Raw genomic sequence first — 12,691 nt, 5'->3', positions numbered from 1 at the left:
GCGCCTCAGGCCGCTGCCTTCCCGGGAGCAGGGAAAGCATGACGGCAGAACGTCCTCAGTCAGGCCTGACAGTCGCGGTGGTCGGCGCCGGCGTCGTCGGTCTCGCCTGCGCCACCGAACTGCTGGCGCGCGGCGCTGACGTCACCGTGCATGAACGCGGCCCGCGCGTCGGGGCCGAGGCCTGCTCCTGGTATGCTGGCGGCATGCTCGCGCCCTGGTGCGAGGGCGAGAGCGCCGAGGAGCCGGTGATCCGGCTAGGGCAGCAGGCAGCCGACTGGTGGGAGCGTCATGCCGGCGGCGTCGTCCGCAAGGGCACGCTCGTCGTCGCGCCAAGCCGGGATCGGTCGGAGCTGCGCCGCTTCGGCCAGCGAACCAGCCATTTCGAGGATATCGACGGCGAGGCCATCGCCGGGCTGGAGACCGATCTCGCCGGGCGATTCTCGCGCGGTCTGTTCTTCTCTGGGGAGGCGCATCTCGATCCCCGACAGGCGATCGCCGCTCTGGGCGAGCGGCTGGTCGCGAACGGCGCCGTCATCCATTTCGACAGTGCGGTCGAACCGGCCGATCTCGATGCCGATATCGTCCTCGACTGCCGCGGGCTGGCTGCGCGCGATGTCCTGCCGGAACTGCGCGGCGTCAAGGGTGAGATGCTGCTGCTCCGGAGCGACGATATCAGCCTGTCGCGGCCGGTTCGTCTGCTGCACCCGCGTATCCCGCTTTACATCGTGCCGCGTGCCGACGGGCTCTTCATGGTCGGTGCGACGATGATCGAGAGCGGGGAGCGCAGCCGCATCTCGGCCCGCGCCATGCTGGAGCTGCTCGGCGCGGCCTATGCGCTGCATCCAGCCTTCGGCGAGGCGGAGGTGGTCGAGATCGGTACCGATGCCCGCCCGGCCTTTCCCGACAACCTGCCGCGGCTGACACGCCGCGGGCGGGTGATCCACGTCAACGGACTCTACCGCCACGGTTTCCTGCTCAGCCCCGCGATGGCGTGGATGGCGGCGGAAGCCGTGTCCAATCCGCAATCCAGACCGGAGATGCTGCATGACCTTGCTGCTTAACGGCGCGCCGCAGGAAATCGCCGCGAAGACGCTGGCGGAGGCGCTGGCCGAGCTCGGCTATGGCGGCCGCATCGTCGCGACGGCGGTGAACGGCGAGTTCGTGCCGGCGCGCAAGCGGGCCGAGATGCCTTTGAACGATGGCGACCGCATCGAGGTCGTCGCGCCGATGCAGGGAGGCTGAGATGGCGTCCTTCTATGGTTTCGAGCCGCAGAATCCGCTTTTCCTCGGTACAGCGCAGTATCCGTCTCCCGCGATCCTGGCCGAGGCGGTGAAGCGCTCGGGCGCCGAGGTCGTCACCGTCTCGCTGCGGCGGGAATCGGCCGGCGGCGCCGGGCAGGCGTTCTGGGCGCTGATCCGCGAGCTCGGCGTCAAGGTTCTGCCGAACACGGCGGGCTGTCACACCGTCAAGGAAGCGGTGACCACCGCACAGATGGCGCGCGAGGTCTTCGGCACCGACTGGATCAAGCTCGAGGTGATCGGCGAGGACGACACGCTGCAGCCGGATGTGATCGCGTTGGTCGAGGCCGCCCGCATCCTCGCCGATGACGGCTTCAAGGTCTTTCCCTACACCACGGAGGATCTCGTCGTCGGCGGGCGGCTGCTCGATGCCGGCTGCGAGGTGCTGATGCCCTGGGGCGCACCGATCGGCTCGGGCAGGGGGCTCAACAACCCCTATGGCCTGCGCAGCATGCGTCAGCATTTCCCTGACATTCCGCTCGTCGTCGATGCCGGTATCGGCCTGCCTTCCCATGCCGCACAGGCGATGGAGATGGGCTATGACGGCATCCTGCTCAATACCGCCGTCGCCAAGGCGGGCGACCCCGCGGCGATGGCGGAGGCCTTCGCGCTCGCCATCCGCGCCGGCCGCCAGGCCTTCGCCGCGCAGCCGATCGAGGCGCGCGACATGGCCGCTCCCTCCACCCCCGTCATGGGCAAAGCCTTCCTGGCCTGAAAGACTCGTCCCGCATGAAGCTCGATCCGTTCTACCCCATCTTCGACAGCGCCGATTGGCTGGAGCGGATGCTGCCGCTCGGCGTCAAGCTGGTGCAGTTGCGCGTCAAGGACCGCCCCGAGGCCGAGGTCGCACGCGAAATCGCCCGGGCGAGGACGCTCTGCGCGGCGGCCGGCTGTGTGCTCGTCGTCAACGACTACTGGAAGCTCGCCATCGCCGAGGGCTGCGATTTCATCCATCTCGGCCAGGAGGATCTCGACGACGCCGATCTCGGCGCGATCCGCAAGGCGGGGCTCAAGCTCGGCGTCAGCAGCCATGACGAAGCCGAGCTGGAGCGGGCGCTGGCGACGGAGCCGGACTATGTCGCGCTCGGTCCGGTCTATCCGACGATCCTGAAGCAGATGCGCTTCGGGCCGCAGGGGCTGGAGCGGCTCGGCGAGTGGAAGCGCCGTATCGGCGACCTGCCGCTGGTCGGCATCGGCGGCATCTCGCTGGAGCGGGCGCCGGGGGTGTTCGAGGCCGGTGCCGACATCGTCGCGGCGGTGACCGACATCACGCTGAACGCCGATCCTGAGGGGAGGCTGAAGGCTTGGGTCGCGGCGACGCGTGAGCGCCCGTCGCCCGGGTCCTGAACGCTGTCATCCCGGACAAGCGGCAAAGCCGCGCTGATCCGGGATCCATGCCTGAACCTGTGCCGGAGGCGTTCCGGCATGGATCCCGGGTCTCCGCTTCGCTGCGCCCGGGATGACTACCGATCATGTCGATGGTGAAGGGAGAGCTTCAGCTCTCGGCTTCCGCCGGCATCGTATGGCCGTCGACATGGCCGAGGCTGCGCTCGGGGTCGAGCCGGTCGCGCACGCGCTGCTTCAGCACCTTGGAATCCGGGAAGCCGCCATCGGTCTTGCGGTCCCAGATCAGCTCGCCGTCATAGGTAATCTGGAAGATGCCGCCGGTGCGCGGGATCAGCGCGACCTCGCCGAGATCCTGCCCGAAGGTCGAGAGCAGCTCCTGGCCGAGCCAGGCCGAGCGCAGCATCCAATTGCACATCGAGCAATAGGTGATGGCGATGCGGGGAGCGGGCTTGGTTTCGGTCATGATCGGCCACCGTTGAAAGGGATGTTCGCCTCGACATCCCGCTTCCGTTGCCGCGATGCAAGCCTGAAAGCGGCATGGCGGCTGCGCTTTGTCAGCCCGCCATCGTGCTCAGGCTGCGCGAGGGATAGCGCAGCGCGACATCGAAGGGGTTGAGCTTGGCGCCCAGAGCTTCCGCCTCGCTGCGCAGCATGGCGATGACGTTGGGCAGCCGGTCCTCGCGCAGCCGCTCGGCCAGCGTGCCGACGCTGAGCGCCGCGACCACGCGGCCCCGCGCATCGAAGACCGGCACGGCGACACCGGCCATCCCTGCGATGAGCCCGGTATTGAGGTTGACCCAGCCCTGCTCACGCGCCGTCGCCATCGCGCTGCGCAGCGCGGCTTCGTCGAGGAAGCCGCGGTCGAGCAGGCGGGGCATGTTGAAGCGGATCACCGCCTCACGCTCGTCCTCCGGCAGATGGGCCAGCATGGCGAGGCTGCCCTGGCCGATGCCGAGCGGTACCTTGCCGCCGATATCGCCGGTGAAGGAGCGGATCGGGAAGGGTCCCTCGATCCTGTCGAGGCAGACGGCGTCATAGCCGTTGCGGACCAGCAGGAAGATCGTGTCGCTGAGCGTCGCGGAGAGCCGCAGCAGGACGGGGCGGGCCAGCTCGCGCAGGCCGCCTGCCTGCCCGGCGCGGGCCGCGATGACGAAGAAGTCGAGCGCCAGCCGGTAGCGCTTGCCGCCGGCTGCCTGCTCGACGAAGCCTTCGGCCATCAGGTCGCGCAGCGCGCGATGTGCGGTGGGCTGGCCGCAGCCGGCAGTCTCGGCGATGTCCTTCAGCCGCATGCCACCACCATCGCCCTCCGAGAGGATGCGCAATAGCCCAAGCGCGCGGCGAAGCGAGGAGACGGGTTCGTCGACAGGTTGCATGCGAGAAAATCAAACGTCAGATGGCGATCAAAATTCTGCATAGAGAAATTATGTCAACAGAAATTCTCTAATGCGGAATTGAAGATTGACGAATTTGTGTCGTCTCCCTTTGCTTGCGCCATCGCAGTCCGGCTTTTCCGGCCACCGGAAAGCCTGCCGATCGAGGTGTTCATGGGCTTCCTGACGCTGCAATCGCTGAGCAAGGTCTTCGGCGACTTCACCGCCGTCAGGGATGTCGATCTCAGCGTCGCCAAGGGTGAGTTCGTCTCGCTGCTCGGCCCCTCCGGCTGCGGCAAGACGACGACACTGCAGATGATCGCGGGGCTGGTCGAGCCGACCAAGGGCACCATTACCCTCGATGGGCGCGACATCACCCGCGAGAAGCCCAGCCGCCGCGGCCTCGGCATCGTGTTTCAGAGCTATGCGCTCTTTCCGCATATGACGGTGGCTGAGAACGTCGCCTTCGGCCTGGAGATGCGCAAGGTCGCCAGGGCCGAGCGCGACCGGCGTGTGAAGGAGATCCTCGGCCTCGTCCATCTCGCGCCTTTTGCCGAGCGCTATCCGCGTCAGCTCTCCGGCGGCCAGCGCCAGCGCGTCGCCATCGCCCGCGCCCTCGTCATCGCGCCACCGGTGCTGCTGCTCGACGAGCCGCTCTCCAACCTCGATGCGAAGCTGCGCGAGGAGATGCAGTTCGAACTGCGCCGCATCCAGCGCAGCGTCGGCACCACCACGATCATGGTCACGCACGACCAGGCCGAGGCGCTCTCGATCAGCGACCGCGTCGTCGTGATGGAGCAGGGGCGCATGACGCAGATCGACGCGCCCTATCGGCTCTACGAGAGGCCGGCGACCGCCTTCATCTCCTCCTTCGTCGGCAAGATGAACCGCATCGAGGCCGTCTGGCGCGGCGGCCGGGCCGAGGCGGGCGGCGTCGCGCTGCCGAGCGAGGCGGCGAGCCTGCCCGAAGGTTCTGCGGCCATCCTGACGCTGCGGCCCGAGAAGATCCTGTTGAAGTCGGCAGGTCAGGGGCTATTGGACGGGCGGGTCACGAGCCGTTTCTTCCTCGGCAGCTACTGGCTCTTCAACATCGAGACGCCGGTCGGGATGATCCTGGTCTCGGCGCCGAACCAGGGCGGTGAGCCGGCCGGCGAAGGCGAGGGCGTCGCCCTCGACTGGCAGGCGGACAGCGCCGTGGTCACGACTGCGGGAGCGGTGGCATGAGCGGGCAGCGCACGCTGACGCCCTGGCTGCTCGTCTCGCCGGCGACGCTGCTTTTCCTCGGGCTCGTGGTCCTCCCGCTCATCCTGACGGTGATCCTGTCCTTCCATGCCTATGATCACACCTCCGGCATCCAGAACAGCTTCACTCTCAGCCACTACCTGACCGTCGCATCCGACGATTATTACCTCACGATCTTCTGGCGCACGCTGCGGCTCGCTGCGCTGACCACGCTGATCTGCGCTCTGATCGGCGCACCCGAAGCCTATGTGCTGGCCCGCATGGGCGATCCCTGGCGCTCGATCTTCCTGCTTGTCATCATCGGCCCGCTGCTCGTCTCGGTGGTGGTCCGCGCCTTCGGCTGGAGCATGCTGCTCGGCTCCGCCGGCCTGCTGAACCAGGCCCTGCAGGCTCTGGGCCTGAGCCCGGTCCGGCTGCTCTACACCGAGACTGCGATCGTGATCGCGCTCGTCCACGTCATGCTGCCTTTCATGGTCATCCCGGTCTGGACGGCGCTGCAGAAGCTCGACCCGATGGTCGAGGCGGCAGCCTGGAGCCTCGGTGCCTCGCGCTTCACGGCGCTGCGCCGGATCGTGCTGCCGCAAGTGTCGCTCGGCATGCTCTCCGGTAGCCTGATCGTCTTCGGTCTTTCGGCGAGCGCCTTCGCCATTCCCGGCCTGCTCGGCGGCCGGCGCCTCAAGATGGCGGCGACGCTGGTCTATGACGAATACATGTCCGAGTTGAACTGGCCGCTGGGCGCCGCGATCGCGATCATCGTGCTCCTCGCCAACCTCATCATCATGCTGGGCTACAACCGTCTCGTCGAGACGCGCGCCCGCCGGGCTCTGGGCTGAGGGCGCACGCCATGCATCGCAACGGCCCCGTCGCGCTCCTCTTCCACGGCCTCGTCGTCGCCTTCGTGCTGGCGCCGCTCGTCGTGGTCTGCCTCGTCGCCTTCACGCCGGAGAATACGCTCTCCATCCCGACGACCAGCTTCTCGCTGCGCTGGTTCCGGGCGATCTTCGCCCATCCCGATTTCGTGCCGTCCTTCTACAACAGTCTCTGGCTGGCGACGCTGGCTGCGACGCTCTCCGTCGCGCTCGCCGTGCCCGCCGCGCTCGCAATCGACCGCTACGATTTCCCCGGCCGCGATGCGCTGAACGGGCTATTTCTTTCGCCGCTGATCATTCCGCATCTGGTGCTGGGCGTCGCCTTCCTGCGCCTCTTCGCGCTGATCGGTGCGACCGGCTCCTTCGCCTGGCTGGTCGTCACCCATGTCATCGTCGTCACGCCCTATGTGATGCGCCTGGTCATGGCGGCGCTTTCGGGCATGGACCGCAGCGCCGAGCAGGCGGCGATGACGCTCGGCGCCTCGCACTGGACGGTGTTTCGCCGCATCACGGCGCCGATGATCCTGCCCGGCATCACCGGCGGCTGGCTGCTCGCCTTCATCAACAGCTTCGACGAACTGACCATGTCGATCTTCGTCACCTCGCCGCAGACGGTGACGCTGCCGGTGCGGATGTACATGTACGCGACGGAGTCGATCGATCTGATGATGGCAGCGGTCTCGGCCCTCATGATCGCGCTGACGGCAGGCGCCATGCTGGTGCTCGACCGCGCCTTCGGCCTCGACAAGATTCTCGTCGGCCAGAAGTGACCGCCATGTCCTCGAACCAGAAGCCGCTGCTTCATCGCATCGTCCGCAAGGACCACCCCGCCATCGCCTTCACGCTTGATGGCGTGCCCTGCGAGGGCCGCACCGGCGATACCCTTCTCAGTGCGATCCTGAACCGCACCGACAGCCTGCGCCGCACCGAATTCACCGGTGAGCCGCGCGCCGGCTTCTGCCAGATGGGCGCTTGCCAGGATTGCTGGGTCATGACCGAGACGGGCGAGCGTCTGCGCGCCTGCACGACGCCCCTCGTCCCCGGCATGCGGATCGTGACGAAGCTCGGGAGCGTGGCATGAGCAAGCGTCCGCAGCCGTTGATCGTCGGCGCCGGACCGGCCGGCATCCGCGCCGCCGAGGCGCTCGTCGCTGCCGGCCTGCGCCCGCTGGTGGTGGATGAGGCGCCGGCCTGTGGCGGGCAGATCTATCGCCAGCGCCTTGTTCAGGATGGCCGCTCGACCAAGGACCTCTATGGGTCCGAGGCGGGCAAGGCCGAACGCCTCCACGCCGCCTTCGCCGCGCTGGGCGGCCGCATCGACTATTGGCCGCAGGCGCTGCTCTGGAGCCTGCGCGACGGCAGCGCCGACATCGCAGTTGCCGGCGCGACCCGCCGTGCCGAATACGATGGGCTTGTCCTCGCGACCGGTGCGACCGACCGCGTCCTGCCGGTCCCCGGCTGGACGCTCCCCGGCGTCTTCACGCTCGGCGGTTCCCAGATCGCGCTCAAGGCCCAGGGCTGCGCCATCGGCAGCCGCGTCGTCTTTGCCGGCTCCGGCCCGCTGCTCTATCTTGTTGCCTGGCAGTACATGAAGGCGGGCGTCGAGGTTGCGGCAGTGCTGGACGCCGCTCCCAGTTCCGCCAAGCTCAATCTGATCAAGGCCCTGCCGCTCGATCCCGGCATCGTGCTGCGGGGAATGCGCTTCGTCGCCGAGCTGCGTCTGCGTGGCATAGCCATCCGCACCGGCATCGAGGGGCTGCGCATCGAAGGCGATGGCAGGGTCTCCGGCGTGGCCTGGCGCGAGGGCGGCCGCGAGCGGCGCCTGGCCTGCGACGGTGTCGGCTACGGCCTTGCGCTCCGTTCCGAGACGCAGCTCGCCGATCTCGCCGGCTGTGCCTTCCGCTTCAACGAGCGCGACCGCGCGTGGCTGCCGATGCGGGACGCCGCCGGCCGAGCCTCCGTTCCGGGCGTCTATCTTGCCGGCGACGGGGCCGGCATCGCCGGAGCCGATGCGGCGGAGCGGGCTGGCGAGCGCGCCGCGCTGGCGCTTCTCGAAGATCGCAGTCTGGCTTTCGACAAGGCACGCGCCTCTGCGCTCGAAGCCGAGCTTGCCCGCATCGGCCGGCTGCGCGACGTGCTCGAAGCCGCCTTTCCCTTCCCGGCCCACTGGGCGGGGGCGATCGACGACGCCACTATGCTCTGCCGCTGCGAGGAGATCACGGCCGGGGCGGTGCGCGAGGCCGCAGGCCGTTTTGATATCAGTGAGATCAACCGTCTGAAGGCGGTGAGCCGCGTCGGTATGGGGCGCTGCCAGGGGCGGATGTGCGCTGCCGCCTCCGCCGAGGTGCTGGCTGCTGCGACGGGCAAGCCGATCGATGCCGTCGGCAGGCCGAGGGCACAGGCGCCGGTGAAGCCGATCCCACTCGCCTTGCAACCGACGGCGGATCGGCCGGAGGCCGCAGAATGAGCCGCCATTTCGACATCGATGTCGCCATCGTCGGCGGCGGCCTGGTCGGCTCCTCCGCAGCGCTGGCGCTGCGCAATATGGGCTTCAGCGTCGCACTGCTCGACAAGGCCTTCTGCGGCGCGCAGGCCAGCGGCGTGAACTATGGCGGCGTGCGTCGGCAGGGCCGTCCGCGCGAGCAATTGCCGCTGTCGCAGCGGGCGCATGCCGTCTGGCCGCGTCTCAGGGGCCTGATCGGCATCGATGGCGAGTTCCTGCGTTCCGGCCATCTCAAGCTTGCCCGCAGCGAGGCCGATATGGCCGCGCTCGAGTCCTACGCCGCCGAGGTCGCCGATCAAGGCCTCTGCCTCGAGCTCATGGGCCATAACGGGCTGCGCGAGCGCTTTCCATGGATCGACGGCAGCATCCTCGGCGCCTCTCTCTGCGCCGGTGACGGCCACGCCAATCCGCGCCTCGTCTCGGCCGCCTTCGCCAGCGCCGCTCGGCGTGCCGGTGCGCATGTGCTGGAGAACACGCCGGTCACCGGCATCGCGCGCAACGGCGAGGGCTTCGCGCTGGAGGCTGGAGAGGGCGTCAGCGTGACGGCCAGCATCGTGATCAACAGCGCCGGCGCCTGGGCGGATCGCTTCGCCGCCGATTTCGGCGAGCCTGTGCCGCTCTCGCGCATCTACCCCTCGATGATCGTCACCGAGCCGCTGCCGCCGGTGATGACCGTCAACATCGGCATGGAGGGCGGAGGCATCTACGCCCGGCAGGTCGAGCGCGGTAATTGCGTCGTCGGCGGCGAGCGCGCCCTGCCGCTCGAAAATGCCGATTTCTCGCGTCCGCGCGGGGAGGGTGCGCTCGCGATCATGAACCGCACGGCAGAGGTCTTCCCGGCGCTGCGCCATGCCCAGGCGATCCGCTTCTGGTCCGGCACCGAGGCGTCCATGCCCGACCGAAACCCGGTCATCGGCTTCAGCGGTACGACGCCCGGCCTGATCCACGCCTTCGGCTTCACCGGCGCCGGCTTCCAGATCGCGCCCGGCGTCGGCGAGGTGCTGGCCGAGCTCGTCCGCGACGGCCGCACGTCCACGCCGATCGAAGCGTTTTCCATCGCCCGTTTCAGCCGGCCTTCCGGGCCGGAGGGTCAGGACCGCACCAGCCACGGCTCGGGTGCGCGTTCGCAGTCAGAGCCGCAAAGCAGGGGAGCCCACTCATGATCACTCGTCGCACCGTCTTGGCCGGCACCGTCGCCGCGCTCGCGCTGACCGCCGCCGGCAGCGCCTTCGCCCAGACCAAGACGCTCTATGTCGGCATGAACGGCGGCAATTTCGAGCGCACCTTCACCCAGGCCGTCTTCCCGGACTTCGAGAAGGCCAACAACGTCAAGATCGTGGTGGTGCCCGGCACGTCCTCGGACATCCTCGCCAAGGCGACTGCGGCCAAGGACAAGCCGCAGATGCACATCATGTTCCTCGACGACGGCGTGATGGTCCGCGCCATCGGCGCCGGCCTCTGCGAGAAGCTCAAGGACAGCCCGGAGATCGCCCAGGTCGACAAGGGCGCCCGCATGAAGGGCGACATGGCCGTCGGCATCGACATGGGCATGACCGGCCTCGCCTATAACAAGAAGATGTTCGACGAGAAGGGCTGGGCGGCGCCGACCTCCTGGATGGACCTCGCCGATCCCAAGTTCAAGGACAAGGTCGTCTTCCAGTCGGCCTCGGCCTCGTCCTTCGGCCTTCATGCCTTCCTGATGTTCAACCGCATCCAGGGCGGCACCGAGGCCAATGTCGAGCCGGGCTTCGGCAAGTTCCGCGACACCATCGGCAAGAACGTGCTCGAGTTCATCCCGAACTCGGCCAAGATCTCCGAGATGGTCCAGACCGGCGAGGCTGCGATCTTCCCGCTGACCCCGACCGCCGTCGCCACGCTCAAGGAGAAGGGCATCCCGGTCGAGTACGCCCAGCCGAAGGAAGGCTCGGTGGTGCTGATGGTCGCGCAATGCGTCATCGCCAACAATTCGGAGCCGGAGCTGGCGCAGAAGCTCGCCGCCTACCTGCTCTCGCCCGAGGCGCAGTCGAAGGCGCTGGCTGCCGGCAACGTCGTGCCCTCGAACCCGAAGGCCAAGGCCGAGACGGCCGAGGCCGAGAAGAAACTCGAGGCCTTCCACAACAACATGAAGACGGCGGTGGTGCTGGATTGGGACGCGATCAACGCCAAGCGCCCGGAATGGAACAGCCGCTGGAACAAGATGATCGAGCGTTGAGCCGCTTGCTCCTCCGATAGGAAAACGGCCGGTCCGCGAGGACCGGCCGTTTTCGTTTGAGGTATTCGCGTGGCGCTTCAGCCGAGTCGGTCAAATAGCTGACGAGAATCGAGAAACGCCCATCCTGCCTACGAGCGTCATTCTCGGGCGGAGCGAAGAGAAGACCCGGGAATCCCTTGCCGGAGGAGGCTCGGGAGCCCGCATGTCACGAGATGCTCGGGTCAAGCCCGAGCATGACGGAAACGCCGCGGCCGTTACACCTCTTCAACATAGCGGCGGCGCAGATGCGCCTTGAACACGGAGGCATCGAGCGGCCGGCCGGTCGCTTCGGTGAGCAGATCGTCGGTCGAAAGCAGCGAGCCCTTGCCGTGGATGTTGGCGCGCAGCCAGCCGACCAGCGGGCTGAAATCCCCCTCGCCGATGCCCGGCAGGATAGCGGGCTCGGACCGGCAGGCCGCGTCGAATATCTGGGCCGCGGTCATCGCGCCGAGCGTATAGGTCGGGAAATAGCCCCAGCCGCCGGACGGCCAATGGATATCCTGCAGGCAGCCGACCCGGTCGTCCGGGACGGTGACGCCGAGCAGGGATTTCATCCCGGCGTTCCAGGCCGCGGGCAGTTCTGCGAGCGGCATCTCGTCGGCGACCAGCGCTTTTTCCAGCCGGTAGCGCAGGATGACATGGGCCGGATACGTCACCTCGTCGGCATCGACGCGGATGAAGCCCGGCTCGACGCGGGTATAGCGGCGCCACATCGCTTCGCTTTCCCAAGCCGGGCCATGACCCCCAAAACTCTCCCGCATCAGCGGCGCGGCGAAGGCGAGGAACTGGCGCGAGCGGCAGGCCTGCATCTCCATCAGCAGGGACTGGCTCTCATGCACGCTCATGCCGCGCGCTGCGCCGACCGGTTGGTTGAGGTAGCCCTGCGGCCGGCTTTGCTCATAAAGCGCGTGGCCGGTCTCGTGCAGGACGCCCATCAGGGCCTTGGTGAAATCGGCCTCGTCGTAGCGCGTGGTGATGCGGACATCGTTGTCGGCGCCGCCGCAGAAGGGGTGGGTAGAAATGTCGAGCCGGCCGCGCCCGAAGTCATAGCCCAGTGCTGCCATCAGCCTCAGGCCCAACGCGCGCTGCGTCTCCGTCGGGAAGGGGCCCTCGAGCGCCGACAGCGCCGGCCGGCGCGCCTGCACGGCCATCACTTCCTCGGCGAAGCCGGGGAGGAAGGCGGCGAGATCGTCGAACAGCGCGTCGATCTTGGCCGCGCTGCCGCCCGGCTCATAGTCGTTGAGGAGGGCGTCATAGGGCGAAAGCCCGAGCTTCTCGCCCTTGGCCTTGCCGATCTGCCGTTGCAGGTTCAGCACCTCGGCGAGATAGGGCAGCAGGCCGGCAAAATCGGAATCAGCCCGCGCCTGGCGCCAGCGCATCTCGCAGGCTGAGATCGCCTTGCTCGACGCCTCGACGAGATCGGCGGGCAGCGCGGTGTCGACCGTCCAGACGCGCCGGATCTCGCGCAGATTGGCCTTCTCCCAGGCGCCTAGGCCGTTGTCGCTGTCGGCATCCGTGAGCCAATCGCCGATACGGGTGTCGGTCGCCAGGCCGTGGCGCATGACATGCAGCAGCGCCATGCTCTCGGCCCGCGTCTCGGCGGCACCCTTCGGCATCATCGTGTCGTTGTCCCATTGCAGGATGCCGATGGCGTTGGAGAGCGCGGCGATGCGGCCGAAATGGGCGGTGAGGTCGGAATAGGCGGTCATGGGAGGTATCTCCGGGCCTTCGTGTCTTATGCGCGGTCATCCCGGACGAAGCGAAGCGCAGATCCGGGATCCATGCCTGAGCGCCGTTCGGCGTCGTTCCGG

The 12,691-nt window shown here is 68.0% G+C and carries 14 protein-coding genes; 11 read left to right on the top strand and 3 right to left on the bottom strand.

Annotated elements, in window-relative coordinates; translation table 11 throughout:
- Positions 1–65 precede the first annotated feature (65 nt).
- From thiO to AB4Z10_RS00700, 4 genes are read left to right on the top strand one after another with little or no spacing between them, the layout of a single operon-like run.
- Positions 66–1,061, top strand: coding sequence for a glycine oxidase ThiO (thiO, locus tag AB4Z10_RS00715; protein WP_441468954.1), 996 nt, complete (start codon positions 66–68; stop codon positions 1,059–1,061).
- Positions 1,045–1,242 (top strand): sulfur carrier protein ThiS, encoded by a 198-nt coding sequence (thiS, locus tag AB4Z10_RS00710; RefSeq protein ID WP_441468445.1) that lies wholly within the window; start codon positions 1,045–1,047, stop codon positions 1,240–1,242. The genes thiO and thiS overlap by 17 nt, the downstream gene beginning before the upstream one ends.
- Before the next feature lies 1 nt (position 1,243).
- A complete protein-coding gene (locus tag AB4Z10_RS00705) occupies positions 1,244–2,014 on the top strand; it encodes a thiazole synthase (protein WP_441468444.1) in 771 nt (256 codons plus the stop codon).
- 14 nt (positions 2,015–2,028) lie between these two features.
- The gene (locus AB4Z10_RS00700) at positions 2,029–2,646 is read left to right on the top strand and encodes a thiamine phosphate synthase (RefSeq protein ID WP_441468443.1); all 618 of its coding nucleotides are present in this window, start codon (positions 2,029–2,031) and stop codon (positions 2,644–2,646) included.
- A gap of 148 nt (positions 2,647–2,794) precedes the next feature.
- Here AB4Z10_RS00700 and AB4Z10_RS00695 read toward each other — a convergent pair whose 3' ends face one another.
- Together AB4Z10_RS00695 and AB4Z10_RS00690 are read right to left on the bottom strand one after the other, a co-directional pair.
- A complete protein-coding gene (locus AB4Z10_RS00695; protein WP_441468442.1) occupies positions 2,795–3,109 on the bottom strand; it encodes an Rdx family protein in 315 nt (104 codons plus the stop codon).
- 91 nt (positions 3,110–3,200) lie between these two features.
- Positions 3,201–4,019 (bottom strand): IclR family transcriptional regulator, encoded by an 819-nt coding sequence (locus AB4Z10_RS00690; protein ID WP_441468441.1) that lies wholly within the window; start codon positions 4,017–4,019, stop codon positions 3,201–3,203.
- Positions 4,020–4,190: 171 nt separating this feature from the next.
- Here AB4Z10_RS00690 and AB4Z10_RS00685 point away from each other — a divergent pair, with 171 nt between their 5' ends.
- From AB4Z10_RS00685 to AB4Z10_RS00655, 7 genes are read left to right on the top strand one after another with little or no spacing between them, the layout of a single operon-like run.
- Positions 4,191–5,240 (top strand): ABC transporter ATP-binding protein, encoded by a 1,050-nt coding sequence (locus tag AB4Z10_RS00685; protein WP_441468953.1) that lies wholly within the window; start codon positions 4,191–4,193, stop codon positions 5,238–5,240.
- Positions 5,237–6,091 carry an ABC transporter permease gene (locus AB4Z10_RS00680; protein ID WP_441468440.1) on the top strand — a complete coding sequence of 285 codons (855 nt, stop codon included), beginning with the start codon at positions 5,237–5,239 and terminating at the stop codon, positions 6,089–6,091. The genes AB4Z10_RS00685 and AB4Z10_RS00680 overlap by 4 nt, the downstream gene beginning before the upstream one ends.
- Before the next feature lie 11 nt (positions 6,092–6,102).
- Positions 6,103–6,897: an ABC transporter permease gene (locus AB4Z10_RS00675; protein ID WP_441468439.1), complete on the top strand. Its 795-nt coding sequence runs from the start codon at positions 6,103–6,105 to the stop codon at positions 6,895–6,897.
- Between the two features lie 5 nt (positions 6,898–6,902).
- Positions 6,903–7,208: a (2Fe-2S)-binding protein gene (locus tag AB4Z10_RS00670; protein ID WP_441468438.1), complete on the top strand. Its 306-nt coding sequence runs from the start codon at positions 6,903–6,905 to the stop codon at positions 7,206–7,208.
- Positions 7,205–8,593 carry an FAD/NAD(P)-dependent oxidoreductase gene (locus AB4Z10_RS00665; RefSeq protein WP_441468437.1) on the top strand — a complete coding sequence of 463 codons (1,389 nt, stop codon included), beginning with the start codon at positions 7,205–7,207 and terminating at the stop codon, positions 8,591–8,593. Before AB4Z10_RS00670 ends, AB4Z10_RS00665 begins: the two co-directional genes overlap by 4 nt.
- Positions 8,590–9,792: an NAD(P)/FAD-dependent oxidoreductase gene (locus tag AB4Z10_RS00660; protein ID WP_441468436.1), complete on the top strand. Its 1,203-nt coding sequence runs from the start codon at positions 8,590–8,592 to the stop codon at positions 9,790–9,792. Before AB4Z10_RS00665 ends, AB4Z10_RS00660 begins: the two co-directional genes overlap by 4 nt.
- The gene (locus AB4Z10_RS00655; protein WP_441468435.1) at positions 9,789–10,841 is read left to right on the top strand and encodes an ABC transporter substrate-binding protein; all 1,053 of its coding nucleotides are present in this window, start codon (positions 9,789–9,791) and stop codon (positions 10,839–10,841) included. The genes AB4Z10_RS00660 and AB4Z10_RS00655 overlap by 4 nt, the downstream gene beginning before the upstream one ends.
- A 254-nt stretch (positions 10,842–11,095) precedes the next feature.
- Here AB4Z10_RS00655 and AB4Z10_RS00650 read toward each other — a convergent pair whose 3' ends face one another.
- Positions 11,096–12,589 carry a carboxypeptidase M32 gene (locus AB4Z10_RS00650; RefSeq protein ID WP_441468434.1) on the bottom strand — a complete coding sequence of 498 codons (1,494 nt, stop codon included), beginning with the start codon at positions 12,587–12,589 and terminating at the stop codon, positions 11,096–11,098.
- Positions 12,590–12,691 lie beyond the last annotated feature (102 nt).

The organism is Allobosea sp. RAF48 (genome assembly GCF_052114025.1).
GTDB lineage: Bacteria > Pseudomonadota > Alphaproteobacteria > Rhizobiales > Beijerinckiaceae > Allobosea.
The sequence above is the reverse complement of the archived record's forward strand: the minus strand, read 5'-3'. Positions and strand labels throughout refer to the sequence as shown.